The sequence below is a fragment of the Allosphingosinicella vermicomposti genome (assembly GCF_003012815.1).
Lineage (GTDB): Bacteria > Pseudomonadota > Alphaproteobacteria > Sphingomonadales > Sphingomonadaceae > Allosphingosinicella > Allosphingosinicella vermicomposti.
The window spans coordinates 23,080-47,593 of the sequence record NZ_PXYJ01000002.1; the positions used below are offsets into that span (position 1 = coordinate 23,080).

Annotated in this window: 28 protein-coding genes; 18 read left to right on the plus strand and 10 right to left on the minus strand. The window is 63.5% G+C overall.

All coding sequences use genetic code 11. From position 1 onward, the window contains the following. Positions 1-9 precede the first annotated feature (9 nt). Positions 10-1,197 (plus strand): penicillin-binding protein activator, encoded by a 1,188-nt coding sequence (locus C7I56_RS06050; protein ID WP_106639691.1) that lies wholly within the window; start codon positions 10-12, stop codon positions 1,195-1,197. Positions 1,198-1,313: 116 nt separating this feature from the next. Here C7I56_RS06050 and hemW read toward each other — a convergent pair whose 3' ends face one another. The 3 genes from hemW to rph all read right to left on the minus strand — a co-directional run bounded on the left by hemW (position 1,314) and on the right by rph (position 3,926). Next, complete coding sequence (hemW, locus tag C7I56_RS06055; RefSeq protein ID WP_106639692.1) at positions 1,314-2,489, minus strand: radical SAM family heme chaperone HemW; 1,176 nt, start codon at positions 2,487-2,489, stop codon at positions 1,314-1,316. Positions 2,490-2,553: 64 nt separating this feature from the next. Beyond that, positions 2,554-3,213, minus strand: coding sequence for an RdgB/HAM1 family non-canonical purine NTP pyrophosphatase (gene rdgB / locus C7I56_RS06060; protein WP_106639693.1), 660 nt, complete (start codon positions 3,211-3,213; stop codon positions 2,554-2,556). Continuing rightward, the gene (gene rph, locus C7I56_RS06065) at positions 3,210-3,926 is read right to left on the minus strand and encodes a ribonuclease PH (protein ID WP_106639694.1); all 717 of its coding nucleotides are present in this window, start codon (positions 3,924-3,926) and stop codon (positions 3,210-3,212) included. The genes rdgB and rph overlap by 4 nt, the downstream gene beginning before the upstream one ends. A 190-nt stretch (positions 3,927-4,116) precedes the next feature. Here rph and hrcA point away from each other — a divergent pair, with 190 nt between their 5' ends. The 3 genes from hrcA (at position 4,117) to C7I56_RS06080 (ending at position 6,493) form a co-directional block, all read left to right on the plus strand. Further along, positions 4,117-5,163 (plus strand): heat-inducible transcriptional repressor HrcA, encoded by a 1,047-nt coding sequence (hrcA, locus tag C7I56_RS06070; RefSeq protein WP_106639695.1) that lies wholly within the window; start codon positions 4,117-4,119, stop codon positions 5,161-5,163. After that, complete coding sequence (gene grpE, locus C7I56_RS06075; protein WP_106639696.1) at positions 5,160-5,708, plus strand: nucleotide exchange factor GrpE; 549 nt, start codon at positions 5,160-5,162, stop codon at positions 5,706-5,708. Before hrcA ends, grpE begins: the two co-directional genes overlap by 4 nt. A gap of 80 nt (positions 5,709-5,788) precedes the next feature. After that, the gene (locus C7I56_RS06080; protein WP_106639697.1) at positions 5,789-6,493 is read left to right on the plus strand and encodes a hypothetical protein; all 705 of its coding nucleotides are present in this window, start codon (positions 5,789-5,791) and stop codon (positions 6,491-6,493) included. A 36-nt stretch (positions 6,494-6,529) separates the two neighbouring features. Here the strand turns inward: C7I56_RS06080 and fsa are convergent, their stop codons facing one another. Together fsa and C7I56_RS06090 are read right to left on the minus strand one after the other, a co-directional pair. After that, positions 6,530-7,183: a fructose-6-phosphate aldolase gene (gene fsa, locus C7I56_RS06085; protein ID WP_106639698.1), complete on the minus strand. Its 654-nt coding sequence runs from the start codon at positions 7,181-7,183 to the stop codon at positions 6,530-6,532. A 121-nt stretch (positions 7,184-7,304) separates the two neighbouring features. Beyond that, positions 7,305-7,808 (minus strand): hypothetical protein, encoded by a 504-nt coding sequence (locus tag C7I56_RS06090; RefSeq protein ID WP_106639699.1) that lies wholly within the window; start codon positions 7,806-7,808, stop codon positions 7,305-7,307. A gap of 190 nt (positions 7,809-7,998) precedes the next feature. On the opposite strand from C7I56_RS06090, the gene C7I56_RS12285 reads away from it, so the two are divergent. The 6 genes from C7I56_RS12285 to C7I56_RS06110 all read left to right on the plus strand — a co-directional run bounded on the left by C7I56_RS12285 (position 7,999) and on the right by C7I56_RS06110 (position 13,525). After that, complete coding sequence (locus C7I56_RS12285) at positions 7,999-8,160, plus strand: hypothetical protein (RefSeq protein WP_158703016.1); 162 nt, start codon at positions 7,999-8,001, stop codon at positions 8,158-8,160. Between the two features lie 269 nt (positions 8,161-8,429). Further along, a complete protein-coding gene (locus C7I56_RS06095; RefSeq protein WP_158703017.1) occupies positions 8,430-8,798 on the plus strand; it encodes a YMGG-like glycine zipper-containing protein in 369 nt (122 codons plus the stop codon). A gap of 95 nt (positions 8,799-8,893) precedes the next feature. Further along, entirely contained in the window at positions 8,894-10,201 is a 1,308-nt protein-coding gene (locus tag C7I56_RS06100; protein WP_245409609.1) for a L,D-transpeptidase scaffold domain-containing protein, read from the plus strand. Between the two features lie 99 nt (positions 10,202-10,300). Next, the gene (locus tag C7I56_RS06105) at positions 10,301-11,092 is read left to right on the plus strand and encodes a J domain-containing protein (protein WP_158703018.1); all 792 of its coding nucleotides are present in this window, start codon (positions 10,301-10,303) and stop codon (positions 11,090-11,092) included. 16 nt (positions 11,093-11,108) lie between these two features. After that, the gene (locus tag C7I56_RS12290) at positions 11,109-11,282 is read left to right on the plus strand and encodes a hypothetical protein (protein WP_158703019.1); all 174 of its coding nucleotides are present in this window, start codon (positions 11,109-11,111) and stop codon (positions 11,280-11,282) included. 68 nt (positions 11,283-11,350) lie between these two features. Further along, positions 11,351-13,525, plus strand: coding sequence for a primosomal protein N' (locus C7I56_RS06110; protein ID WP_106639702.1), 2,175 nt, complete (start codon positions 11,351-11,353; stop codon positions 13,523-13,525). 93 nt (positions 13,526-13,618) lie between these two features. Here C7I56_RS06110 and C7I56_RS06115 read toward each other — a convergent pair whose 3' ends face one another. From C7I56_RS06115 to ada, 3 genes are read right to left on the minus strand one after another with little or no spacing between them, the layout of a single operon-like run. Then, positions 13,619-14,068, minus strand: coding sequence for a DUF2171 domain-containing protein (locus tag C7I56_RS06115; RefSeq protein WP_106639703.1), 450 nt, complete (start codon positions 14,066-14,068; stop codon positions 13,619-13,621). A 54-nt stretch (positions 14,069-14,122) separates the two neighbouring features. Continuing rightward, positions 14,123-14,593, minus strand: coding sequence for a DUF1203 domain-containing protein (locus C7I56_RS06120; protein WP_106639704.1), 471 nt, complete (start codon positions 14,591-14,593; stop codon positions 14,123-14,125). After that, entirely contained in the window at positions 14,590-15,624 is a 1,035-nt protein-coding gene (gene ada, locus C7I56_RS06125) for a bifunctional DNA-binding transcriptional regulator/O6-methylguanine-DNA methyltransferase Ada (RefSeq protein ID WP_106639705.1), read from the minus strand. Before ada ends, C7I56_RS06120 begins: the two co-directional genes overlap by 4 nt. 512 nt (positions 15,625-16,136) lie before the next feature. Between ada and C7I56_RS06130 the strand changes: the two genes are divergently transcribed. From C7I56_RS06130 to C7I56_RS06160, 7 genes are all read left to right on the plus strand, one after another. Continuing rightward, positions 16,137-16,691: a F0F1 ATP synthase subunit delta gene (locus C7I56_RS06130; RefSeq protein WP_106639706.1), complete on the plus strand. Its 555-nt coding sequence runs from the start codon at positions 16,137-16,139 to the stop codon at positions 16,689-16,691. A gap of 2 nt (positions 16,692-16,693) precedes the next feature. Then, positions 16,694-18,223, plus strand: coding sequence for a F0F1 ATP synthase subunit alpha (atpA, locus tag C7I56_RS06135; RefSeq protein WP_106639707.1), 1,530 nt, complete (start codon positions 16,694-16,696; stop codon positions 18,221-18,223). Between the two features lie 110 nt (positions 18,224-18,333). Then, positions 18,334-19,221: a F0F1 ATP synthase subunit gamma gene (locus tag C7I56_RS06140; RefSeq protein WP_106639708.1), complete on the plus strand. Its 888-nt coding sequence runs from the start codon at positions 18,334-18,336 to the stop codon at positions 19,219-19,221. A 27-nt stretch (positions 19,222-19,248) separates the two neighbouring features. Next, positions 19,249-20,706 (plus strand): F0F1 ATP synthase subunit beta, encoded by a 1,458-nt coding sequence (atpD, locus tag C7I56_RS06145; protein WP_106639709.1) that lies wholly within the window; start codon positions 19,249-19,251, stop codon positions 20,704-20,706. Beyond that, complete coding sequence (locus tag C7I56_RS06150; protein ID WP_106639710.1) at positions 20,707-20,907, plus strand: eL24 family ribosomal protein; 201 nt, start codon at positions 20,707-20,709, stop codon at positions 20,905-20,907. Continuing rightward, complete coding sequence (locus C7I56_RS06155; RefSeq protein ID WP_106639711.1) at positions 20,900-21,166, plus strand: ATP synthase F1 subunit epsilon; 267 nt, start codon at positions 20,900-20,902, stop codon at positions 21,164-21,166. Before C7I56_RS06150 ends, C7I56_RS06155 begins: the two co-directional genes overlap by 8 nt. Positions 21,167-21,269: 103 nt before the next feature. Continuing rightward, entirely contained in the window at positions 21,270-22,754 is a 1,485-nt protein-coding gene (locus C7I56_RS06160) for a TadA family conjugal transfer-associated ATPase (RefSeq protein ID WP_106639712.1), read from the plus strand. 116 nt (positions 22,755-22,870) lie between these two features. Here C7I56_RS06160 and C7I56_RS06165 read toward each other — a convergent pair whose 3' ends face one another. After that, positions 22,871-23,062, minus strand: a complete 192-nt coding sequence (locus C7I56_RS06165; protein ID WP_106639713.1) for a hypothetical protein — start codon at positions 23,060-23,062, stop codon at positions 22,871-22,873. A gap of 48 nt (positions 23,063-23,110) precedes the next feature. Here C7I56_RS06165 and C7I56_RS06170 point away from each other — a divergent pair, with 48 nt between their 5' ends. Further along, entirely contained in the window at positions 23,111-23,935 is an 825-nt protein-coding gene (locus tag C7I56_RS06170) for a class I SAM-dependent methyltransferase (protein WP_106639714.1), read from the plus strand. 38 nt (positions 23,936-23,973) lie between these two features. Here C7I56_RS06170 and phaR read toward each other — a convergent pair whose 3' ends face one another. Further along, on the minus strand, positions 23,974-24,501 hold the full coding sequence (gene phaR, locus C7I56_RS06175) for a polyhydroxyalkanoate synthesis repressor PhaR (RefSeq protein WP_106639715.1): 528 nt from the start codon (positions 24,499-24,501) through the stop codon (positions 23,974-23,976). Positions 24,502-24,514 lie beyond the last annotated feature (13 nt).

Below are 24,514 nucleotides of genomic sequence, written 5' to 3' on the forward strand. Positions count from 1 at the left end.
AGTTTCGTCATGGCAGACCAGTCCCGCATTCCGCAAGCACGTCGCTCGTTCCTCAAGATTACGGGCGCTGGACTCATCACGCTCGCCATTGCCGCTTGTCAGGTCGTGCCCAAGGGCCCGCCGCGCCAGCCGGGCGTGCCGCAGCCGGGCCACGAACCCGCCATCAATCTTCCGCCCGAAGAAACGCGCAATCGAGTCGCCGTGCTCGTGCCGCTCACCGGCGAAAATGCGGGCGTCGGAACCTCCATCGCCAATGCCGCCAATCTCGCGCTTCTCGACACGGGCGGCGAGCGTATCCGCATCACCGTTTACGACACCGCGAAATCCGGTGCGGCGGCGGCGGCCAATGAGGCGCTCGCGGCGGGCAACGGCCTCATCCTCGGCCCGCTTCTTTCCGAAGACGTGCGCGCCGTCGCGCCCATCGCCCGCGCCGCGCGAATTCCCGTCATTTCCTTCTCAAACGATACCGGCATTGCGGGCGACGGCGTGTTCGTGATGGGCTTTACGCCCACCCAGTCGATCGACCGGATCGTCGCTCATGCTCGATCCTCAGGCGTCCAGCGCTTCGGCGCGCTCGTTCCGGACGGCGTCTATGGCCAGCGCGCGGGCCAGGCGATGATCGATGCAGTGAAGACATCCGGCGGCCGCCTCGTCGCCATGGAAAATTTCGACCGCACTCCGGCCTCGCTCCGCTCCGCCATCACCCGCCTCAACGGCAAGGGGCAATATGATGCGGTGCTGATCGCCGACGGCGGCCGCATCGCCGTCGCCGCCGCGCCGCTCATCAAGAACGGCCCGTCCAAGGCCGCGCGCCTGCTCGGCACCGAACTCTGGTCGACCGATCGCGAGCTTGGCAAGACACCCACCCTGCGCGGCGCCTGGTTCGCGGCGCCTTCGGACACACTCTTCAACCAGCTCATCACTCGCTACCGCGCGCGCTACCACAAAACGCCCTACCGCCTCGCGAGCCTGGGCTATGACGCGGTGCTGCTGACGGTGCGGATCGCGGGCGATTGGGACTTGGGCCGCCCCTTCCCCGCCCGCGCGATCCTGTCCGACGAAGGCTTCACCGGCGTCGACGGCGCCTTCCGCTTCAAGAGCGACGGCACCGCGCAGCGGATGCTGGCCGTGCAGGAAGTGACGGCGACGGGGACGAATGTGGTGTCAGCCGCGCCCAAGGGCTTTGGAAGGGACTAATCCCGCTTCCCCAAAGAAATGAACTGCCCCGACCCCGCTAGGGCTGAGCCCGTCGAAGCCCGTGTGAATCGTGCGTTGCACACGCCCTTCGACAAGCTCAGGGCTAGCGGTGGTAATTAAGCCCGAACCACCTCGGCAAGGATCGCGTCGAGCAGGATCATGCCGCGTGGTGTGACCGCCAGCCGTTCCCCGTCGCGCCGGATCAGCTCCGCACGCTCGAGCCGCCCGGCTGCGGCCAGATCGACGATATCCGCCACACCTTTGCCAACGAGCGCGGCGATGCGATCCAAATCCACACCCTCGCGAAGCCGAAGCCCCATAAGTAGGGCTTCCATCGCCTGATCGGTGGGCGCAAGCGGAGCCTCTTCCTGCAGCCCATGACCATTACGCGCCAATGCCGACAGCCAGTTTTCCGGCTTCCGGTGCCGCTGCGTCGCCAGCCCCCCGCGCCGCCCGTGTGCGCCCGGACCGATGCCCGCATAGGTGCCGTAGCGCCAGTAAGTGAGGTTGTGCCTACTCTCCTCGCCGGGACGGGCATGGTTGGACGTTTCGTAAGCCGGAAGGCCCGCCGCGCCCGTCATCGCCTGCGTGAGTTCGTAAAAGCCAGCCGCCTCATCCGCATCCTTCGGCGCCAATTCTCCTTTGGCGAACAAGGCGGCAAAGCGCGTCCCCGGCTCGATGGTGAGTTGATAGAGGGACATGTGCCCGGTCCCGAAGGACAAAGCCCGCGCCAGTTCCGCTTCCCACGCGGCTTCATCCTGCTCCGGAAGCGCATAGATGAGATCGAAGCTGACCCGCGAAAAATGCTTTTGCGCGGTGTCGAGCGCCCCAAGCCCTTCTTCCACGTCATGCGCGCGGCCGAGGAAGCGCAGCGCCTGATTATCGAGCGATTGCAAACCGAGCGACACCCGGTTCACCCCCGCCGCCGCGAGGTCAGCGAAGCGCGCCGCTTCGACCGACGACGGATTAGCCTCCAGTGTGATCTCGATATCGGGCGCGAGGCCCCAATGCCGCTCCGCCGCCTCAAGAAGCGCGGCGACGGTCGCGGGCGGCATGAGCGAAGGCGTACCCCCGCCGAAGAAGATGGACGTCAGCCTGCGTTCGGGAAGCAGAGCCGCCTCATGCGCCATGTCGACGAGCAGCGCCTCCCGCCACTGCGCCTGGTCCACGGCCTCGCGGACGTGACTGTTGAAGTCGCAATAAGGGCATTTCGAAACGCAGAATGGCCAATGAATGTAGAGGGCGAGCGCATCTTCCAAGCCCCCTCCGTCATGCTGAACTTGTTTCAGCATCCATTTCTCCACCGACGGAATGCATGGTCAGATGAACCCTGAACCAAGTTCAGGGTGACGCTCGTCATCCGATCAAAGCCTCCACCAACTTCCGAAAAGCATCCGCACGATGGCTCATCGCGTGCTTTTCGCTCTGGTCCATCTCACCGAACGTCTCGTCCCGCCCGATCGGCTGGAACATGGGATCATAGCCAAAGCCCCGCTCTCCGCGCGGCGGCCAGACGAGCGCGCCGTCCACCCGGCCTTCGAAGCTTTCGATATGTCCATCCGGCCAGCAGACCGACAGCGCGCACACGAAATGGGCGCTGCGCCCCGCCTCCGGCCCCTTGGCGAGCAGTTCGTTGTGGACCCGCTCCATCGCATAGCCAAAGTCGCGCTCGACCTTCACGTCGCCCGCATCGTCCGCCGGATCGACCGCGCGCTCCGACCAGGGAAGCTCCGCCCAGCGCGCCGAATAGATGCCGGGCGCCCCGTCCAATCCATCGACGCAAAGGCCGCTATCGTCGGCCAGCGCGGGCAGACCCGACAGGTCCGCCGCCGCCCGCGCCTTCAGTTCGGCATTGTCGACAAAGGTGTTTCCCGTCTCGTCCGGCTCCGGCAGGCCGAGGTCCGCAGCCGACACCGGCTCGATCCCATAGGGACCGAGCAAGGCGGCGATCTCGCGAATCTTGCCCTTGTTATGGCTGGCGATCACCAGTCTGCCCGGCTCCAGACGGCGCGTCACCGGCCGCTGGCCTTGTCTTGCGCGGCGAAGATTTCCGTGCAGCCAATCCGCGCAAGGCGGAGCAGCCGGAGCAGGCCTTCCTCGTCATAGCATTCACCTTCTGCCGTCACTTGCGCCTCGATGATGTTGCCGTCGTCAGTCAGCACGAAATTGCCGTCGGCGCCGGCGGTGGAATCCTCATCATAATCGAGGTCGAGCACGGCGGTTCCGCCATGGATGCCGCAGGACACCGCCGCGACCTTCCGCTCGATCGGATCTTCCGCGATTAGCCCTTGCGCGATCAGCTTGTCGACCGCGACGCGGAGCGCCACCCAAGCGCCGGAAATCGCCGCCGTCCGCGTGCCGCCGTCGGCCTGGATGACGTCGCAGTCGAGCGTGATCTGCCGCTCGCCGAGCTTTTGAAGGTTCACCGCCGCGCGCAGCGACCGGCCAATGAGGCGCTGAATTTCCTGCGTCCGCCCCGATTGTTTGCCCTTCGCCGCCTCACGGCTCCCCCGCGTATGCGTTGCGCGCGGCAGCATGCCATATTCGGCCGTCACCCAGCCCTGCCCCTTGCCGCGCAGGAAGGGCGGCACCTTCTCTTCGATAGAGGCGGTGCACAGCACCTTGGTATCGCCAAAGCTCACCAGCACGCTGCCTTCGGCATGGCGGGTGAAATTGGGTTCTATGGAGATGGCCCGCATCTGATCGGGCGCGCGTCCTGAAGGGCGCATGAAATTCCTTTCGTTAGGTTTGGACGGGCCTTACCGCCGCCCCTTCGCTTGCGCCACCCCCCAACACCGTCATGCTGAACTTGTTTCAGCATCCATTTCTCCGCCAGCGGGATGCGTTTCACGATGGACCCTGAAACAAGTTCAGGGTGACGGTGGTGACGAACCGGTCGATCTTTACTAAATACCCCCCATGACCACCCCGCCCGTCTCCGAACTCACCGCCCGCGCCCGCGATGTGTTCCGGCTCGTGGTCGAGGGCTATCTCGACACCGGCCAGCCGGTCGGCTCGCGCACCATATCGCGCATTTCCACGCTTAATCTCTCCCCCGCCTCGATCCGCAACGTCATGCAGGATCTGGAGGAAGAGGGCCTCCTTGCCGCGCCGCACACGTCGGCAGGTCGCATCCCCACCGAAACCGGCCTCCGCCTCTTCGTCGACGGCATGATGCAGGCCGCGCAGCCGAGCGCCGAGGAACAAGCGCAGATCGAAGCCCGCCTAGCCCGTGGCGGCGGCCCGATCGAAGACGCCCTCGCCGCCGCCACCGCTGCCCTCTCCGGACTCTCCGCCTGCGCCGGAATCGTGCTGGTGCCAAAGCGCGAGCCGGTTTTGCGGCAACTCGGTTTCGTCCAGCTCTCCGCGACACAAGCCCTCGCCGTCATGGTCGGCAATGACGGGTCGGTCGAAAACAGGGTCATCGACCTCCCCCCCGGCGTCACCGCCTCGCAGCTCAACGAAGTCGGCAATTATGTGAGCGCTCGCCTCACCGGCCTCACCCTCGGCGAAGCGCAAGCGCGCCTCCTTGAAGAAATCGCGCAAGGCCAGGCCGCGCTCGATCAGGCCGCGCAGCAGCTCATCCAGCGCGGCCTTGCCATCTGGTCCGAAGACGGCGCCGCCCGCCCCGTCCTCATCGTGCGCGGACAGGCGAACCTCATCGATCAGGCTGCGGCCGCCGATCTGGAACGCGTCCGCCAGCTCCTCGACGAGCTGGAAGGCAAGGAGGAAATCGCGCGCCTCCTCGACAGCGCACGCGCGGGGCAAGGCATGAAGATTTTCATTGGGTCCGAAAACAAGCTCTTCGCGTTATCGGGCTCATCCGTTATCGCCGCGCCCTATCGCGGCGGCGATGGTCGCGTGGTCGGCGTAGTGGGCGTGATCGGCCCCACCCGCTTGAACTATGCGCGCGTCGTCCCAATGGTTGATTTTACTGCACAGGCATTATCGAGATTGATGGCATGACCAACGAACAAAATCTGCACGACGAAGCCGAAGAGATCCGCGCGGAAACCGCCGCCGACGCGCCTGAATTGAAGGAGCATGACGCAATCGCGCGGCTTCAGGAGGAGCTTGCCGAGGCCAAGCAGCAGACGCTCTACGCGCAGGCCGAAACCCAGAATGTCCGCCGCCGCCTCGAAAAGGACGCGCAGGACGCCCGCGCTTATGCCGCGACCGCCTTCGCCCGCGACATCCTTTCTGTGAAGGACAATCTCGACCGCGCCCTCGCCGCTATCCCCGCAGAAATGCGCGAGGATGAAAAGATGAAGGGCCTCGTCACCGGCCTCGAAGCCACCGGCCGCGAACTCGACACGGTTTTCCAGCGCCACGGCATCACCCGCATCGACGCGATGGGCCAGCCCCTCGATCCCAACAAGCATCAGGCGATGATCGAAATCGAAAGCCCGGATGCGGAGCCCGGCATGATCGTGCAGGAAATGCAGGCCGGTTATATGATCAAGGACCGTCTGCTGCGTCCGGCTCTCGTCGGCGTCGCGAAGAAAGGCTGATCGGCCGATCCGTTCAGCCGCGCGTCAGGGAGCGTGGACTTAACTGTCCCGGTCAAAAGGGAATTTGGGGGATTAGGGACATGAAAACATCTTGGCTCTTGCTCGCGGGCGCTGCGGTAACGCTCGGCGGCTGCACGCTTGATGAAATGGAAATGCCCAACGCGCCGCCCGGCGCATTGGAAGACGCCGTTCTGTCCGGCATCGCGCCCGGTATTTATAGAGGCGAATTCGCGATTGCCGGCGTTGTCGGCCCCTTCGAGCGCGGCGAAGACCGCTATCGCATGGGCGGCGAACGCAACAAGGAAGGCGGCGCGCATTTTGTCGCCCGTGGCCCCGGCGTCGACGGCGCGGTCAGCGGCGATTGCCAGTTCCGCGCCAGCGACTACGGCTCGAACAATTTCTCCTATCGCCAGAAGCCGCTCCGCTATCGCTGCCAGTTCGAACGGAACGGCCGCCAGATCGACGCGCACCTCGAACTGGAAGAACAGGCGAGCTACCGTGACGAGAGGGCCGGCTATCTCTTCTATCGCGGCGAACGGATCGAAATTCGCTCCTCCCACGATGGCGCGCTGACCACGCACCCGTCTTCGGCGCCGCTCGGCTATACGATGTCGGTCAACGGCCAGGATATTGGCGGCGTCGATCTCACCGCTGGCCAGCACAAGCGCGCCTATCTGCCGCGCGATCCCGCTTACCGCGAGGCCGCGATTATCGGCAGCATCGCGCTCGCCCTGTTCCTAGATCCGGACGCGCGACCGGAATTCGACAGCGATTATTCCAACTGAATAGGTGTCCGCCGGGCCCTGCCCGGCGGAACGCCGTCAGCCGATCTTCTGGCCGGTCTTTTCCCAGTCGGCAAGGAAGGCTTTCAGGCCATTCTCGGTCAGCGGATGCTTGAACAGCTGGTGAATGACTGACGGAGGCGCGGTCATCACGTCCGCGCCGAGCTTTGCCGCATCATGCACGTGAATGGGGTTGCGCACGCTTGCGACCAGGATTTCCGTGCCGAAATCGTAATTGTCGTAAATCTCGCGGATGTCGGCGATCAGCTCCATGCCCGGATAGCCGACATCGTCGTGACGGCCCACGAAAGGCGAGATGAACGTCGCACCGGCCTTCGCCGCAAGCAATGCCTGATTGGCCGAGAAGCAAAGGGTGACGTTCACCATCGTGCCTTCGCCGGTCAGCGCCTTGCAGGTCTTGAGGCCATCGACGGTCAGCGGCACCTTCACCGTGATGTTGTCGGCAATTTTGCGAAGGATTTCCGCCTCGCGCATCATTTCCGCGTGGTCGAGCGCGACGACTTCGGCCGAAACCGGACCGGGCACGATCTTCGCGATCTCGGCAACCACCTCCAGGAAATCGCGACCCGATTTGTGGATCAGCGAAGGATTGGTCGTAACGCCGTCCAGCAGGCCGGTGCCGGCCAGTTCCTTGATGTCGTTAATGTCCGCGGTATCGACGAAGAATTTCATGGCTGGGGCGTCCCCGAATCGTGGAAGTGATGGGCGCCCCTATAGCGCGGATCGGCGGTCGAGAATCTGATAATCTCGGCAAAGTTAGATGACGTTCTCTTCTTCAGGTCGGAGCGGCATTTCAATCGGCCTTTTGTGCCCCGACCATCTGATCCGTGTCAGGTTCGACAGCGCGGGCAGCGACGAAATTCTCGCCTTCCCGCCAGATCAGATGCCGCGTACCGCCCGGCGCAAAGACCTCGATGCCCGGCATCGCCACATCCGCAATGCCCTTGACGCATTCCGGCGTGTCGCGGCCATCCGCCCGTGCACAGGCGATGGCATAGCGTCCAGGTTGCAGCAACCGGATGCCGCGATGAATGAGCGCGCCTTTGTCGGGCTGATGTGCCGCCACGATATGCACCGACCGGTTGGCCGCTTTCGCAAGAACGATATCGATATCGTGCCTGTAACTGTGCGGCACCACGTTGATCCGCGCGACATCGTCCGCGCCGTCGCCGTCGAAATCGCCCCTTACCTGCGTCGGCAAGGACGCCGCTTCCGTCCAGGATATTTCACGGCCCCGCATTTCTTCGGCCCGATCCTGGAAGAAGGCGGCGGCAACAAGCGCCAGCATCGTGATCATTGCATGCTTCTCCGCAAAAGCCGCTTTTAGCCGCTTTATTGCCGCTCCTGAAGACGGCATCGCACTTCGGCCCGAAAGATCGTCCTACCACCCTGTTTTTCCATGACGTTCCGGAACAGGCGCGCTTCGCGGCCGGTTTTTCCGACGCTCGCTTGCGGGCGGGCGAAACAACGGTGTTAGGATGTGTGACATGGCCAACAAAGACCAAGGCAGCGACCGCCAAAGTCAAGGTGCGAACAAACAGCAGCAGCAAGGCGGCAGCCGCCAAAGCGACAATAAGCAGCAACAACAGCATGGCGGTCATAAGGAACGCCAGCAGGGCGAAGGCAGCCGGGGACGCGGCCGCGAATAAGCCCCTTTGCGCGGGCGCCTGCGGGCGCCCGCCTCTCTTTCCGTCTTATCGTCCACCCCAACCCGCAAGTCTATTTTCGTTATAGCGACGAAACCGAACAGCCCGGCGCGAAATCTCCGTTTTCGCATCCACCGCCTTGAAAAGCGGGCATTACCGGGGCGGAACGTTTCCAACGGCTTATCGTTTTCGACATGCCAAATATGCGGGCCGCCCGGCATCCCCTAGCTGGGCTTTCGCCCCTTTGGTCCGCAATAAACGGGAGAAGCAACATGAAGAATGCCCTCATCGCAGTCCTTTCGGCTGGTGCTCTGTCTCTTGGTGCGTGCAGCACCACCGACACCGCCCAGAATGAAGAAACCCTGCAGTCCGCAGGCACCGGTGCCGCTATTGGCGCCGCAGCCGGTGCTGGTGTAGGCGCCGTCGTCGGCGGCCTCAGCCCGATCGAAGGCGCCGTGATCGGTGCCGCAGTCGGCGGCATTGCCGGCGCCATCTGGGCCGACCGCGACAATGACGGACGCGCCGATGGTTATTACCAGAACGGCACTTATTATGAAGGCCGTCCGCCGGCAAACACCCAGCCCGTCTATCAGGCTCCGCCGCCCGCCCAGGCTCCGATGGCTTCCGGCGAACGCGGCTAAGAGCGTATCGACTTCGAAAAATGACAATATCTCTATCCTCATGCGCCGGCCGACACCCCCGACGGTCGGCGCATATTTTCCTCCTCTCGGCCGTCATGCCCGCTTTGCTCGCCTTCGCGAGTCCGGCGATGGCGGACGTGCGCGTTCCCACTACGCTTCAAGAGCTTAAGGATGAAATCCGCGCGGAAGGCGGGAAGAAAGAGATACGGGAATTCTACCGGGCGCGGGATTATCGTCCGGTCTGGGTTTCGGGAACGGTTGTCCGCCCGGAGGCGGACCGGCTCGTCGCCCTCCTTCAACATGCTGGAGTCGATGGGCTCGACCCCGACGATTACAAGCCGCGCGCACTCGCCGCAGCTTTGGCGAAAGCCCGCACCGGCGATGCTGAAGCGCTGGCCGAAGTGGAGCTCCGCCTGTCCCGCGCTTATGCGGATTATGCGCGCGATGTCGCGAAGCCGGGTAAGCTCGATATTCATTATGTGGACCCTGAATTGGCGCCCGACGCGCTGAGCCGCCGTGCGGCGCTCGACGCACTGGGTGCCGCGCCTTCGCTCCGCACCTTCCTCGATACGATGGGCTGGATGCATCCGTCTTATGGGGCTCTCCGGGCGGCATATATCGCCGCGCCGGGCCGTTATGGCCCTGCCGAACGTCAAATCCTGAACCTCAATCTCGATCGGCTGCGTACCCTGCCCGCCCAGGGCCGCTATGTCCTTGTCGATGCCGCAGCCCAGCGCCTCTATCTCTATGACAATGGCAAGGTACAGGATTCGATGCGCGTCGTCGTTGGCAAGGAAAGCCAGCAGACGCCGATGATGGCGGGCTTCATCCGCTATACCGCGGTCAATCCCTATTGGAACGTGCCGCCCGATCTCGTCGCCGAACGCATCGCGCCGCATGTGCTGTCGAGCGGGCTGCCCTACCTTCAATCCCGAGGTTATGAAATTCTGTCCGACTGGTCGGACAATGCCGTTCCAGTCGATCCGACGCGCATCGATTGGCGGGCGGTGGCCAATGGCGCGACGCAGCTTCGCGTCCGGCAGAAACCCGGCCCCGCCAATGCCATGGGCCGGATGAAGTTCATGTTTCCCAACAAGCTCGGCGTCTATCTGCACGACACGCCCGACAAGGATTTGTTCGGCGATAGCGACCGCCGGGCGAGTGCGGGCTGCGTGCGCCTTGAAGATGCGCCGCGTCTCGCCCGCTGGCTCTATGGCAAGCCGGTCGCCGTACCGCGCGGCAAGCCCGAACAGCGCCTCGACCTGCCCAAGCCCGTTCCGGTTTACATCACCTACCTGACAGCGGCCGCCGACAAGGGCCGCATCGCCTTCCGCGACGACATCTATAATCGCGACGGGATCCAGCTGGCCGGCGGCTCGTATACCCACGCGGCTGCGCGATAAACCGGTCGCGCCGGCACCTGTCTTTCCCAATGCGCTCCCCGGCCCGATTGCACTGTCAGCAGACTTGATGCACGACACGGGAAAATGCTTGGGGGACGCATGGCTGCGATCGATCATTACGCCATTCTGGGCGTCTCGCCGTCATCGGACGACGTCGTCATCCGCGCTGCCTTCAAAGCGCTTATGCTCAAATATCATCCAGACACGAATCGCTCGGCGGACGCGACGCGCCGAGCGGCTGAGATCAATGCGGCTTATCACATCCTCGGCGACCCGGAGCGCCGTCGCGCTTACGACGCCTTAAAAGGCGGAGGAGCATCATCAGCTCCACCTCCACCTCCACCTCCACCTCCACCTCCACCTCCACCTCCACCTCCACCCACACCCCACAGCGGAGGGGAGACCTCTGACAACGGCAAGGCTTGGTCGTGGGACCGCCTGTTCGTTCCGGGCGGGATCGTAGCACTCCTTCTCATCATCGCGGCCTTTCGCGATGATGAGTCGAGCCTCGCCAACGTCGCCATGACCGAATTGGGGAACGAGTTGGTCCTCGACACGGCCGACTCCCTCGCCGCCGAAGCGCCACCATCGGATTGGCTGACTGCGGACACCAATGCCCAGGTGGATCTGGCCAATATTTCCGAGCCGCTTTTCCAGCCGCCGGCGCCCCCCACGCCGTTGAGCTTCACCGATATTGAGCGCGCGGCCTATGACTTCGACCGAGTTATGGCGCATAAGGGCCTGGCGGGCGCCCCGGGCATTCAGCCAGCGCTGCCACAAGGCAGAAGAGCAGGCGCCGTCCTGGCAAGCCGCGGATCGCTGCGCCGCTTTCGACTTCGCGGCGCGCTATATCGATCGCGGCATCGCGCAGGCGGGGGGCACCTCCGATGATCCCTATTTCGCTTTCATGGCCGACAATCAGGCCGATACTTATCAGCCTTTCGACCTCACCCCGTATTTGCTGCGCGATCGGCTGGAAAAGATCAGACGGGCCGTTGAGCCGGTGGTAGCCCAGGCTATCACCGCGCGCCTTGCCAGCAGCGAGGGTGAAATGCCCCAGGCCGATGACTTGGAACCTTGAGGAACGGCAAAGAGTGTACGGCCCGTTCGGTCCGGGCCGTGCTTCCCAACGTCCGAACTCCACCTTAGATGGAGGGCGTGAGCCGGGTCCGTGTCATCATCCTGAATTCCGCCCTCGGCCCGCTCGACTATCGCGTGCCCCATGGCATGAACGTCGAGCCGGGCTCGATCGTCATCGCCCCGCTCGGTCCGCGCCAGCTGGTCGGCGTCGTCTGGGAGCCTGACCGGCTCGCGACCGAGGAAGTGGGCGACAATCGCCTCCGCCCCCTTCTCCACGCCTATGACGCTCCACCTTTATCGGAGCCGTTGCGACGCCTGATCCAATGGACGGCGAATTACTATCTCGCGCCGCTCCCCTCGGTTCTGCGCATGGCGCTCGCCTCGATGAGCGCGCTGGAGGGCGCCCGCACGATCACCGAATATCGCCCCACAGGCCTCGTCCCCGATCGCCTGACGCCGCAACGCGCGCAGGCACTGGATCGGATCGCCGGGCGTCAGGGGCTGGTGAAGGAACTCGCCCTCGCGGCCGACGTCTCCGACGCCGTCATCCGCGGCCTCGTCAAGGCAGGCGCGGTGGAGGCGGTGGAAGTCGATATCGACGCCCCGTTCCCCCTTCCCGATCCAGACCACGCTCCGCCCGAGCTGGAACAGCAGCAGCAGGACGCCGCAGCCCTCTTCATCGACGCCGTTCAGAAGGCAGAATTCGCCCCCTTCCTCCTCGACGGCGTCACCGGCTCGGGCAAGACCGAAGTCTATTTCGAAGCCGTCGCGCAGGCGCTTCGCAACGACCGCCAGACCCTCGTCCTCCTCCCCGAAATTGCGCTGACCGAGCCCTTCCTGAAGCGCTTCTCCGCCCGCTTCGGCGTCGAGCCCGTCGCCTGGCATTCGGGCCTGCGCCAATCCCAGCGCCGCCGCGCCTGGCGGGCCATATCCGCCGGACAGGCAAGGGTCGTGGTCGGCGCCCGCTCCGCCCTCTTCCTGCCCTACGCCAATCTCGGCCTCATCGTCGTCGACGAAGCGCATGAGGTGAGCTTCAAGCAGGAAGACGGGGTCCAATATCACGCCCGCGACGTCGCGGTGATGCGCGCCAAGCTCGAAGCCGTTCCGGTCGTCCTCGCCTCCGCCACCCCCGCCATTGAAACGCGCCAGATGGCCGAGATCGGCGTCTATCGCGAAGTGAAGCTCGAAGGCCGCTATGGCGCCGCGCAAATGCCGGACATAGAGGCGATCGACCTCATCGCCGATCCGCCCGTGCGCGGCCGCTGGCTCGCTCCCCGCCTCGTCCGCGAGATCGAGGATAACCTGGAGCGGGGCGAGCAGACCCTGCTCTTCCTTAACCGTCGCGGCTATGCGCCGCTCACCCTGTGCCGCACCTGCGGGCATCGCTTCCAATGCCCCAATTGCACCGCATGGATGGTCGAGCACCGGCTGATGCACCGCCTCGCCTGCCACCATTGCGGCCATGTCATGCCTCCACCTCGCGCCTGCCCGGAATGCAGTGAGGAAGACAGCCTTGTCGCCTGCGGCCCCGGCGTCGAGCGCATCGCGGACGAAGTCGCCGCCCTCTGGCCCGAGGCGCGCACCGCGATCGTTACGTCCGACACCATCTGGTCCCCCGCCAAGGCCGCCGAATTCGTCGGCCGCATGGAACGCGGCGAGATTGACATCGTCGTCGGCACGCAACTCGTCACAAAGGGCTATCATTTCCCGAACCTCACCCTCGTCGGCGTGGTCGACGCGGACCTCGGCCTGCAAGGGGGCGACCTCCGCGCCGCCGAACGGAGCTTCCAGCAGATTTGCCAGGTATCGGGCCGCGCCGGACGTGGCGAAAAGCCGGGCCGAGTCCTCGTCCAAACCCACGAACCCCTGGCCCCCGTCATCAGCGCCCTGGTCAGCGGCGATGTCGAAGGCTTCTACGCCGCCGAAACCGAGGCTCGCCGCAGCGCCGCCATGCCCCCCTTCGGCCGCCTCGCCGGGATCATCGTCTCATCCGAAGACCTCGCTGAAGCCACCGAAACCGCCCGCCTCATCGGCAAGACCGCGCCAATTGTCGAAAATATGGCGGTCTTCGGCCCCGCCCCCGCCCCGCTCGCCATGCTCCGGGGCCGCCACCGCCAGCGCCTTCTCGTCCATGCCGCGCGGTCATTGGACGTGCAGGACATCATCCGCGAATGGCTAGGCAAGCTCGATTGGCCGCGCGGCGTGCGCGTCGCGGTGGACGTCGATCCTTATAGCTTTCTCTAAGCCCATCACCTTCGTGCTCCTGCGAAAGCAGGAGCCCCGTCGCGCCACCGGAAGAGCTGGACTCCTGCTTTCGCAGGAGCACAATGATGCTGCCTACTGCCCGTTCGCTGCCCCCGTACCCGTCGCGTCACTGTCGGCGGATGGCAGCGCCTGCTCGGTATTGGTGCTTTCATCCACGGCATAACCGCAACTCCGCACCGCGAAGACCAGAATGGCGAGCAGAAAGATGATACCAATAATGATCATCGGAAGGTTGCGTTTGGCCTCCTTCCGATCGACCTCCCCCGTCACGTCGCCCGAAGCCCAGGCCGATGCGGATACCGTTTCAGTATCGCCCACCCACCGGTCGCGCGCGGTGGCGGCGGGCAAAGAGAGGTGAACATGATCGTCCACTCGCGCGACCCATTCCGACCGGATGAAATAATGGCCCTGCGGATGCACGGTCGAGTGGATGCGAATGCGCTCGCGATCATCCCGATCAACGACACCGATCATTCCGCCGTCGGAGCCAAGCACCTGCTGGCCAATGCGAATCCCATTCATCGCAGCCTCCTTTTTCAGAAACGGCAATGCGGAAGCGGCCTTTCTGGTTCCGGATCAGATCCGATCGGCGCGGGCGGCGAAGCAGCCACGCCGGGCATTGTGAATGTGGAGATAGCTGACGTGTGGATTGCCGAACATGCGTTCGATCAACGGCTCGAGTTCCGCGCCCTCCACACATTCCGCATCCACCATCATGTGCATCGCGTCGAAAGCGCGGATGGACAATAATCTTATGCCAAGGACGGCCGGCACCTCATTTTCGAACAGGGCGGGTTCACGCGCATTTTCACGAACGAAAATGGCGTGACGCGACCGGTAGGGCGTGTCGGCGCCCTGATGTTCGTGATTGAGGAGAAGCAACGTCTCGCCCGGCTCTGCATCCTCCAACGTGATACGACATGGAAAGCCCGGCTTGCTGTCCGCAACCATGCGAAGGACGCCACGCGCCTTCAGCGCTTCATCGCTAAGGCCGAATAGCGGCTGGAAGTCCGCAAGCGGTAAGCCGCTGATACGATAACCCGTCATACGTCTTTCTCCCGCTCAAGCAATTTCACCTTCCGCTCCAGCCCATAAGCGTAGCCGCCGAGCGTCCCGTCGCCGCGTTTGGCGCGGTGGCAAGGAATGAGGATAGCGATCTGATTGGCGCCGCATGCCGTACCCGCCGCGCGGACGGCCTTTGCATTGCCCGCCTGGGCCGCGAGCGCCGCATAACTCAGCGTCTCGCCCGGTGGAATGCGGGAAAGCTCGCGCCACACCGCTTCCTGAAAGGCCGTGCCGCGCACGTCGAGCGGCAGATCGTGCGGCTTTTCCGGCGCGTTCACCGCAGCCACAGCGCGCTGGACGAGATTGGCGAGGTCCGCGCCGCCCTCCTCAATCACCGCATGTGGAAAGCGCGCCCGCAACATCGCCTCATCCTCGTCGAACGACAGGCGGCAGATGCCCTTATCCGTCGCGGCAAGGAACATGGTGCCAAGCGCCGTCTCCGCCGTCGTCCAGCGGATCGTCTCGCCACGCCCGCCGTCCCGCCATGATTTGGGGTTCATGCCCAGCCTCCCCTTCGCATCCGCATAGAAACGCGACGATCCGGAATAGCCCGCCGCATAAATCGCCTCGGTAACGCTTGCGCTATCGCCCAGCGCCTCCTTCAGCCGCCCGGCGCGCAGGGCCCGCGAATAAGCGGCGGGCGTGATGCCCGTCGCGCGCTTGAAGATGCGGTGAAGGTGAAAGGGCGAATAGCCGGTGGCGGCAGCCAGATCTTCGAGCGAGGGGGCCTCCTCCGCATTCGCCATCAGCTCGAAACACTGCGCCAGAGCTCCCTCGTCGCGGCTCACCTCATCCGGCTTGCAGCGCAAACAGGCGCGAAGGCCCGTCGCAGCCGCATCCGACCCGGTGGCGAAAAAGCGCACATTCTCCCGCTTGGGATGCCGTGCCGCGCAGGACGGGCGGCAATAGATGCCTGTGGTCAGCACACCCGTCACGAACCGCCCATCCATGCGGCGATCGCGCGCCAAGACAGCGCTCCAGGCTTCGTCGTCGGTGATGGGCTGGATAGACATAAGGGCTATTTAGGCGCTGGCGATGCGAGCCGCACTCCAAAGCTTGCGATCAAACATTCTAATTAGCGTCATTCCGGCGAAAGCCGGAATCTCATGACGAGAACGCGCCTCTCTTGCCAAGAGACCCCGGCTTCCGCCGGGGTGACGAAAGACAGGACGGGAGGGATCCGCACTCCAAGCTTGCGGCTAAATGAATGAATCGCAGAAAAACCGTTCGTGCTGAGTAGGGGCTGAGCGAAGTCGAAGACCCGTATCGAAGCATCGTCCCATGGAGCCCTTCGATACGCCGTTTCGGCAAGCTCAAAGGCTACTCAGGGCGAACGGCCTTTGTGGTCTGAGAACCCTGCGCTTGCCGAAAGCCAACACCCCAGTTGCATCCCCCGCACCCGCCTGCTAGGGGCCGCGCAACCCGATGAGAGGTGTGTGTCGAGACCCGTGTGGCAATGCTCCACGGACCCCGCCCCATAACCTCTCTTTCGCATGGAAAATCCTTTACGGGAGTGACAGGGCGCGTGGAGAATTCCGGCGGCATTCAGGCAAGTCTCGCAGGGCGCTACGCGACCGCGCTGTTCGATCTTGCCCGCGATGAAAAGAAGATCGAGGCGGTTCAGGCCAGCCTGTCGGCCCTCAAGGCCGCGCTCGCCGAATCGGCCGAGTTCAAGGAGCTGACGGTCAGCCCGCTCATTGGCCGCGATGCCGCCGTGAAGGCCGTCGCCGCCGTGGCGCAGTCGATGAAGCTCGACCCGCTGACCGGCAACCTGCTCGGCGTCCTCGCCCAGAACCGCCGCCTTGGCCAGCTTGGGCCTGTCATTCGCGCGTTCAACCAGCTTGCCGCCGCCCATCGCGGCGAAACCACGGCGGAAGTCACCTCCGCCCACCCGCTCGACGACGATCAGGTCGCAGAGCTCAAGAAGAATCTCCGTGCCCGCATGGGCCGTGACATTGCCGTCGACCTGAACGTCGATCCGTCGATCCTCGGCGGCCTCGTGGTCAAGATCGGCAGCCAGATGATCGACGGTTCGATCAAGACGAAGCTCAACACTCTCGCACATGCGATGAAAGGCTGAAAATGGATATCCGCGCCGCAGAAATCTCCAAGGTCATCAAGGACCAGATCGCCAGCTTCGGCACCGAAGCGCAGGTTTCCGAAGTCGGAACCGTGTTGTCGGTCGGCGACGGCGTCGCCCGCATCCACGGCCTCGACAATGTCCAGGCCGGCGAGATGATCGAATTCGCCAACGGCACCAAGGGCATGGCCCTCAACCTCGAAGCCGATAATGTCGGCGCCGTGATCTTCGGTTCCGACGCCGAAATCGGCGAAGGCGATACCGTGAAGCGCACCGGCACCATCGTCGACGTTCCGGTCGGCCGTGGCCTGCTCGGCCGCGTCGTGGACGGCCTCGGCAATCCGATCGACGGCAAGGGTCCGCTTGCAAATGTCGAGCGCCGCCGCGTCGAAGTGAAGGCGCCGGGCATCATCCCGCGCAAGTCGGTGCACGAACCGATGCAGACCGGCCTCAAGGCATTGGACGCTCTCGTCCCCGTCGGCCGTGGCCAGCGCGAGCTGATCATCGGTGACCGCCAGACCGGCAAGACCGCCGTCGCTCTCGACACCTTCATCAACCAGAAGGCCGCCCATCAGGGCAGCGACGAAGGCCAGAAGCTTTATTGCATCTATGTCGCTGTCGGCCAGAAGCGCTCGACCGTCGCGCAGATCGTCCGCGCGCTCGAAGAAAATGGCGCGATGGAATATTCGATCGTCGTTGCCGCCACCGCTTCGGAACCGGCTCCGCTCCAGTTCCTCGCGCCCTACACCGGCTGCACGATGGGCGAATTTTTCCGCGACAACGGCATGCACGCCGTGATCGTTTATGACGATCTTTCCAAGCAGGCCGTCGCTTACCGTCAGATGTCGCTGCTGCTGCGCCGTCCGCCGGGCCGCGAAGCCTATCCGGGCGACGTTTTCTATCTCCACAGCCGCCTTCTCGAGCGCGCCGCGAAAATGAACGACGCGAACGGCAACGGCTCGCTGACCGCGCTGCCGATTATCGAAACGCAGGCCGGCGACGTGTCGGCCTATATTCCGACCAACGTGATCTCGATCACCGACGGCCAGATCTTCCTCGAAACCGACCTCTTCTATCAGGGCGTCCGCCCCGCGATTAACGTCGGCCTTTCGGTGAGCCGCGTCGGTTCGGCCGCGCAGACCAAGGCGATGAAGAAGGTCGCGGGTTCGATCAAACTCGAACTCGCCCAGTATCGCGAAATGGCCGCCTTCGCCCAGTTCGGTTCGGACCTCGACGCGTCGACCCAGAAGCTCCTCAACCGCGGTGCGCGCCTGACGGAACTCCTGAAGCAGCCGCAGTTCAACCCGATGCCGATGGAAGAACAGGTCGTCTCGATCTTCGCCGGCGTGAACGGCTATCTCGACACCGTGCCGGTTGCCGCCGTCACCCGCTTCGAAAGCGCCTTCATCAGCCACATGCGTTCGGATCATGCCGATGTTCTGGCCGCGATCCGCGACAGCAAGGCGCTGGACGACGACACGACGGCGAAGCTCAAGTCGATCCTCGCCGATTTCGTGAAGACGTTTGCCTGATCCGTCACCCTGAACTTGTTTCAGGGTCCATGCGGATGAAGTTTTGGATGCTCGCAGTTGGATGCTGAAACAAGTTCAGCATGACGATTAGGGAAGAAGAGTAGGAAATCATGGCCTCTCTCAAGGCACTCAAAGGGCGGATCAACTCGGTCAAATCGACCCAGAAGATCACCAAGGCGATGAAGATGGTCGCCGCGGCGAAGCTGCGCCGCGCGCAGGCCTCTGCCGAGGCTGGCCGTCCCTATGCGGAACGCCTGCAAGCGGTGATGGCGAGCCTCGCCTCCAAGGTCAGCGTCGGTCCGGAAGGTCCGAAGCTCCTGACCGGCACTGGCAAGGACGACACCCACCTGCTGATCGTCTGCACGTCGGATCGCGGCCTCGCTGGCGCGTTCAACTCGAACATCGTCCGCGCCGCCCGCAAGAAGGCGGACGCACTTCAGGCTCAGGGCAAGACGGTCTACTTCTACCTCGTGGGCCGCAAGGGCCGCGCGGTAATCGCCCGCCTCTTCCCGAAGCAGATCGTGCATCAATATGACACGTCTGCGATCAAATATGTCAACTTCGGCGACGCCCAGGCGATCGCGGAGGAAGTGATCGAGCGCTACAATAGCGGCGGCTTCGACGTCGCCCACCTCTTCTACGCCCGCTTCCAATCGGCTTTGGTTCAGGAACCGACCGAGCAGCAGATCATCCCGGTCCAAATGTCGCCCTCCGCATCATCTTCGCCAACTTCCGGCGCCGATGCGGTCGTCGAATACGAACCGGGCGAAGAGGAAATCCTCACCGATCTCCTCCCCCGCAACATTGCCGTGCAGATCTTCCGCGCGATGCTCGAAAATGCCGCGTCCGAACAGGGCAGCCGCATGACCGCGATGGACAATGCGACGCGCAATGCGGGCGACATGATCAACCGCCTGTCGATCCAGTATAACCGCACCCGCCAGGCCGCGATCACGACCGAACTCGTCGAAATCATCTCCGGCGCCGAAGCGCTTTAAGAATTCAAGAAGGCAAGGAAGCAAATCATGGCAACCGCCGCGAAGCAGACCACCAACAATGTCGGCCGCATCAGCCAGGTCATCGGCGCCGTCGTCGACGTGACCTTCGACACCGGCCTCCCCGCCATCCTGTCGGCGCTCGAGACCACGGTCGACGGCAACCGCCTCGTCCTCGAAGTCGCGCAGCACCTCGGTGAAAACACCGTCCGCACCATCGCGATGGACTCGACCGACGGCCTGACGCGTGGCCAAACCGTGACTGCGACCGGCTCGCAGATCCGCGTTCCGGTTGGCCCGAAGACGCTCGGCCGCATCATGAACGTGGTCGGTGAGCCGATCGACGAGCGCGGCCCGATCGGTTCGGAGCTTACCGCCCCGATCCACGCCGAAGCCCCGCTCTTCATCGATCAGTCGACCGAAACGAGCATCCTCGTCACCGGCATCAAGGTCATCGACCTTCTCGCCCCCTACGCAAAGGGCGGCAAGATCGGCCTGTTCGGCGGTGCGGGCGTCGGCAAGACGGTGCTCATTCAGGAACTGATCAACAACATCGCGAAGGGCCATGGCGGCACCTCCGTGTTCGCGGGCGTCGGTGAGCGCACCCGCGAAGGCAACGACCTTTATCACGAATTCCTCGACGCGGGCGTCATCGCCAAGGATGCGGACGGCAACGCGACCTCCGAAGGTTCCAAGGTCGCCCTGGTTTATGGCCAGATGAACGAGCCGCCGGGCGCCCGTGCGCGTGTCGCCCTCTCCGGCCTCACCATCGCGGAATATTTCCGCGACCAGGAAGGCCAGGACGTGCTCTTCTTCGTCGACAACATCTTCCGCTTCACCCAGGCGGGCGCGGAAGTGTCGGCGCTACTGGGCCGTATTCCGTCGGCCGTGGGCTACCAGCCGACCCTGTCGACGGACATGGGCCAGCTTCAGGAGCGCATTACCTCGACCAACAAGGGTTCGATCACCTCGGTGCAGGCCGTTTACGTTCCGGCCGACGATTTGACCGATCCGGCCCCGGCGACCTCCTTCGCCCACTTGGACGCGACGACAGTGCTTAACCGCGCGATCGCCGAGCTCGCCATCTTCCCGGCCGTCGATCCGCTCGACTCCAACAGCCGCGTTCTCGACCCGCGCGTTGTCGGCCAAGAGCATTATGAAACGGCCCGCGGCGTCCAGGCGATCCTGCAGAAGTATAAGGCACTTCAGGACATCATCGCGATCCTCGGCATGGACGAGCTTTCCGAGGAAGATAAGCTCACCGTCAGCCGCGCCCGCAAGATCCAGCGCTTCCTGTCGCAGCCCTTCCACGTCGCCGAAGTCTTCACCGGCATTCCGGGCAAGTTCGTGGCATTGGAAGACACGATCCGTAGCTTCAAGGCGGTCGTGGACGGCGAGTACGACCACCTGCCGGAACAGGCCTTCTACATGGTCGGCGGCATCGACGAAGCCGTCGAAAAGGCCAAGAAGCTGGCCGCCGAAGCGTAAGTGACACTGACGCCACGCCTCGAAGACGCCGTTAACGAACTCTGTCCTTGGTCCGGGAAACCGGTCTCGGCAGATTCACTGACGCTCTATCGAGGCGCGGTCGTCGGATTTTGCAACACCGGCTGCCGCGACAAGTTCGAGGCAGCGACCAAGGCCTTCGATCAGGCGATCGACGGCACCAGGGATCAAGGCAATGACTGACCTTCACTTCGAACTCGTCACTCCGGAAAAGCTCGTCCGTTCGGACGATGTGCACATGGTCGTGGTGCCGGGCACCGATGGCGATTTCGGCGTGCTTGCCGGTCACGCGCCCTTTATGTCGACGATCCGCAACGGCGACCTCCTCATCCACCGCACCGCTGGCGGCCCGGCTGAGCGCATCGCCATCGAAGGCGGCTTTGCCGAAGTGAACGACAAGGGCCTCACCGTCCTCGCCGAAAAGGCCAGCGTCGAAGGCTAAGCTCCTCGCTCCTTCACGCCCTGTTTACCAATTTCGTCCATAAACGCGCCAATTCGGTAGGAAGAGTGCGCTCGCGATGAATGCTTTTGGACGGCGTGGTGGAATGAATGCAGGCGGTCAGCGGCCCGCCTTCGGCAATGCAAGCCCGATGAAGGGCGGCACCCCGGTCCGTGCCGCCGAAGCTGCCTCGGAGCAGTTTCCGCCAGTCGAAACCGCGCCCCTGCCCACCGATAGCGACACGCCGCCCGCGAAGGCCGACGCGATGACGCGTCTTCAGGATCGGGTTACAGGGTCGGCCGAACAGGGCTCGTCGAAGGTCGAGGGCTTCGAAGCCTCCGTCCACCGTATCAAGGAACAGGTTCTTCCCCGCCTCCTCGAACGCGTCGACCCCGAAGCGGCTTCGATGCTGACAAAGGACGAGCTGGCCGAGGAATTCCGCCCGATCATCGGCGAGGTGCTGGCCGAGCTCAAGATCAACCTCAATCGCCGCGAGCAATTCGCGCTGGAAAAGGTACTGGTCGACGAACTGCTCGGCCTCGGGCCGTTGGAAGAATTGCTGAACGACCCTGAAATCTCCGACATCATGGTCAATGGCCCCGCCCAGACCTTCGTCGAAAAGAAGGGCAAGCTGCAGATCGCGCAGATCCAGTTCCGCGACGAGGAGCATCTGTTTCAGATCGCCCAGCGCATCGTGAACAAGGTCGGCCGCCGTGTCGACCAGACCACGCCCCTCGCCGACGCGCGCCTCCCCGACGGCAGCCGCGTCAACGTGATTGTGCCGCCGCTCTCTTTGCGCGGCACCGCGATTTCTATTCGTAAATTCTCCGAAAAGCCGATCACGCTCGACATGATGAAGGGCTTCGGCTCGATGTCGGACAAGATGGCGACGGCCCTGAAGGTCGCGGGCGCGAGCCGCTTCAACATCGTCATTTCCGGCGGTACGGGTTCGGGCAAGACGACGATGCTCAACGCTTTGTCGAAGATGATCGACCCGGGCGAGCGAGTGATTACCATCGAAGACGCCGCCGAACTTCGCCTGCAGCAGCCGCACTGGCTGCCGCTCGAAACCCGCCCGCCAAATCTGGAGGGCCAGGGCGCGATCACCATCCGCGACCTCGTCGTCAACGCGCTGCGTATGCGTCCGGACCGCATCATCCTGGGCGAAATTCGCGGATCGGAATGTTTCGACATGCTCGCGGCCATGAATACCGGCCACGATGGATCCATGTGTACGCTCCACTCGAACAGTCCGCGCGAGGCGCTGGCGCGTATGGAGAACATGGTGATGATGTCCGACATCAAGGTGCCGAAGGAAGCGATCTCGCGTCAGATCGCGGATTCTGTCGACCTCATCGTTCAGGTGAAGCGTCTGCGCGACGGTACCCGCCGCACCACCAACATCACCGAAGTGATCGGCATGGAAGGCGACGTGATCGTCACCCAAGAACTCTTCAAGTTCGAATATCTCGATGAAACGCCGGACGGTAAGATCATCGGCGAATATCGGGCCATGGGCCTGCGCCCCTACACGCTCGAAAAGGCCAAGCAGTTCGGCTTCGACCAGCCCTTCCTCGAGGCGTGCCTGTAAGAGAAAGAGGCAAATATTTCTCGATCCGCTAGTCCTGAGCTTGTCGAAGGACGGTTCCAGCTTGTTCCGGGCTTCGACAGGCTCAGCCCTAGCTGGAATTGGATTAGCGGGGCGCGCTAAAGACGCAGCGAATAAGCGAAGGCAAGCACCGCAACGAGCCCCCCCATCACCTGAATAAGGTTCCAGGGCATCCAGCCGACGCTATCGAGGTTGCGGCGGCGCTGGCGCCGATGCTCGGCAAGACCGGCGGTCGCAGCGACCGCGAAGGCGCTTCCCGAAACCGTCCATAACAAATGTTGCGCCGTCATCGTCCTTCCCGCATCAAGCTTTCAACATCATTTAGGGAGGGTTTACCGATGCGCCAATCCATTGTCCGGAGCCTCGCGCTCCTTTCATTTCTCGCTGCCGGCACCGCAGGCGCCGCCATCGTTCAGCATGAAGAGCACGGCGCCCATGCAAGCGATGGCCTTGCCAAGGCGATCGCTGCGCCAAGCCGTACGCCTGCCAATCTTGCCCGCGATCAGTATCGCCACCCGGCCGAAACGCTCGCCTTCTTTGGCGTGAAGCCTTCTAACACAGTCGTGGAAATCTGGCCGGGCGACGGCTGGTACACCGAAATCCTCGCGCCCTACGTCGCGTCGGGCGGCGGCACGCTTTATACGGTCGCGTCCGGCCGGGGTCTTGGCGGCGTCAACCGGCTAAAGGAAGCCAATCCCGCCGTTTATGGCGCGATCAAGACCGCGGATTTCCCGGCCATGGGCGCTGAAGCTTCCCGCGTTCCCGACGGTACGGCGGACGCCGTCCTCACCTTCCGCAACGTTCACAATTGGCAGATGGGAAACAGCCCGTTCGCTCCCGAAGCCTTTAAGCAAATGTTCGCCATGCTGAAATCAGGCGGCACGCTCGGCATCGTCGAACATCGCTTGCCGGAAAGCGCCGACGATGCGCTCGAAAAGAGCAGTGGCTATACGAAGGTTTCCACCGTCCGTCGGCTCGCCGAAGAAGCCGGTTTCAAGTTCGTGGGCGCGTCCGAAGTGAATGCCAATGCAAAGGACACGGCGAACCATCCGAATGGGGTTTGGTCCCTGCCCCCGACTTTTCGGGGTGGCGACGCGGATCGTGAGAAATATACCGCGATCGGTGAGAGCGACCGCATGACGCTTAAGTTTGTGAAGCCGTAAGTTCGAGCGGGCGGCTTCGTTCGCGGAGCCGCCTCGTCTCAGCTCATCTTGTCGAGCTTGTCCTGAAGCGAGGCGAGCTGTGCCTTGAGCTCGGCAAGCTCGGCCTTCGTCCCTTCCTCAGATTTCGGCTGGGGCTGAATGCCACGCGTCGCCGCGTGGAACATTTCCATGTTCCGCCGGGCCATCTCCGCGAACGGGCTCCCGGCAAATGCGCCGGTCATTGCATCCTGAAACTGGCTCTGGTTGCGCTGAAACGCCTCCAGCGAGGCCTCCAGATATTGCGGCACCATATTCTGCATGGAATCGCCGTACATGGTGATGAGCTGCCGCAGGAAATTCACCGGCAACATCGTCTCGCCACGCGATTCTTCTTCCATGATAATCTGCGTCAACACGCCCCGGGTGATATCCTCTCCCGATTTCGCGTCGATCACCTTGAACTCCTTCTTCTCGCGCACCATCGCGGCGAGATGATCGAGCGTGATGTAGGACGACGATCCCGTGTCGTAGAGGCGCCGATTGGCATATTTCTTGATGATGACAGTGCCGTCGGGGGAAGTGGCCATCCAGCGCTCCTTA

What these genes read in the sequence shown, in the direction of transcription:
- C7I56_RS06050 (WP_106639691.1), top strand. Translation starts at nt 10, where the DNA reads ATGGCAGACCAGTCCCGCATTCCGCAAGCACGTCGCTCGTTCCTCAAG.
- hemW (WP_106639692.1), bottom strand. Translation starts at nt 2,489, where the DNA reads ATGCTGAAACAAGTTCAGCATGACGGAGGGGGCTTGGAAGATGCGCTC.
- rph (WP_106639694.1), bottom strand. Translation starts at nt 3,926, where the DNA reads ATGCGCCCTTCAGGACGCGCGCCCGATCAGATGCGGGCCATCTCCATA.
- hrcA (WP_106639695.1), top strand. Translation starts at nt 4,117, where the DNA reads ATGACCACCCCGCCCGTCTCCGAACTCACCGCCCGCGCCCGCGATGTG.
- grpE (WP_106639696.1), top strand. Translation starts at nt 5,160, where the DNA reads ATGACCAACGAACAAAATCTGCACGACGAAGCCGAAGAGATCCGCGCG.
- C7I56_RS06080 (WP_106639697.1), top strand. Translation starts at nt 5,789, where the DNA reads ATGAAAACATCTTGGCTCTTGCTCGCGGGCGCTGCGGTAACGCTCGGC.
- fsa (WP_106639698.1), bottom strand. Translation starts at nt 7,183, where the DNA reads ATGAAATTCTTCGTCGATACCGCGGACATTAACGACATCAAGGAACTG.
- C7I56_RS06090 (WP_106639699.1), bottom strand. Translation starts at nt 7,808, where the DNA reads ATGATCACGATGCTGGCGCTTGTTGCCGCCGCCTTCTTCCAGGATCGG.
- C7I56_RS12285 (WP_158703016.1), top strand. Translation starts at nt 7,999, where the DNA reads ATGGCCAACAAAGACCAAGGCAGCGACCGCCAAAGTCAAGGTGCGAAC.
- C7I56_RS06095 (WP_158703017.1), top strand. Translation starts at nt 8,430, where the DNA reads ATGAAGAATGCCCTCATCGCAGTCCTTTCGGCTGGTGCTCTGTCTCTT.
- C7I56_RS06100 (WP_245409609.1), top strand. Translation starts at nt 8,894, where the DNA reads ATGCCCGCTTTGCTCGCCTTCGCGAGTCCGGCGATGGCGGACGTGCGC.
- C7I56_RS06105 (WP_158703018.1), top strand. Translation starts at nt 10,301, where the DNA reads ATGGCTGCGATCGATCATTACGCCATTCTGGGCGTCTCGCCGTCATCG.
- C7I56_RS12290 (WP_158703019.1), top strand. Translation starts at nt 11,109, where the DNA reads ATGGCCGACAATCAGGCCGATACTTATCAGCCTTTCGACCTCACCCCG.
- C7I56_RS06110 (WP_106639702.1), top strand. Translation starts at nt 11,351, where the DNA reads ATGGAGGGCGTGAGCCGGGTCCGTGTCATCATCCTGAATTCCGCCCTC.
- C7I56_RS06115 (WP_106639703.1), bottom strand. Translation starts at nt 14,068, where the DNA reads ATGAATGGGATTCGCATTGGCCAGCAGGTGCTTGGCTCCGACGGCGGA.
- C7I56_RS06120 (WP_106639704.1), bottom strand. Translation starts at nt 14,593, where the DNA reads ATGACGGGTTATCGTATCAGCGGCTTACCGCTTGCGGACTTCCAGCCG.
- ada (WP_106639705.1), bottom strand. Translation starts at nt 15,624, where the DNA reads ATGTCTATCCAGCCCATCACCGACGACGAAGCCTGGAGCGCTGTCTTG.
- atpA (WP_106639707.1), top strand. Translation starts at nt 16,694, where the DNA reads ATGGATATCCGCGCCGCAGAAATCTCCAAGGTCATCAAGGACCAGATC.
- C7I56_RS06140 (WP_106639708.1), top strand. Translation starts at nt 18,334, where the DNA reads ATGGCCTCTCTCAAGGCACTCAAAGGGCGGATCAACTCGGTCAAATCG.
- atpD (WP_106639709.1), top strand. Translation starts at nt 19,249, where the DNA reads ATGGCAACCGCCGCGAAGCAGACCACCAACAATGTCGGCCGCATCAGC.
- C7I56_RS06155 (WP_106639711.1), top strand. Translation starts at nt 20,900, where the DNA reads ATGACTGACCTTCACTTCGAACTCGTCACTCCGGAAAAGCTCGTCCGT.
- C7I56_RS06160 (WP_106639712.1), top strand. Translation starts at nt 21,270, where the DNA reads ATGAATGCAGGCGGTCAGCGGCCCGCCTTCGGCAATGCAAGCCCGATG.
- C7I56_RS06165 (WP_106639713.1), bottom strand. Translation starts at nt 23,062, where the DNA reads ATGACGGCGCAACATTTGTTATGGACGGTTTCGGGAAGCGCCTTCGCG.
- C7I56_RS06170 (WP_106639714.1), top strand. Translation starts at nt 23,111, where the DNA reads ATGCGCCAATCCATTGTCCGGAGCCTCGCGCTCCTTTCATTTCTCGCT.
- phaR (WP_106639715.1), bottom strand. Translation starts at nt 24,501, where the DNA reads ATGGCCACTTCCCCCGACGGCACTGTCATCATCAAGAAATATGCCAAT.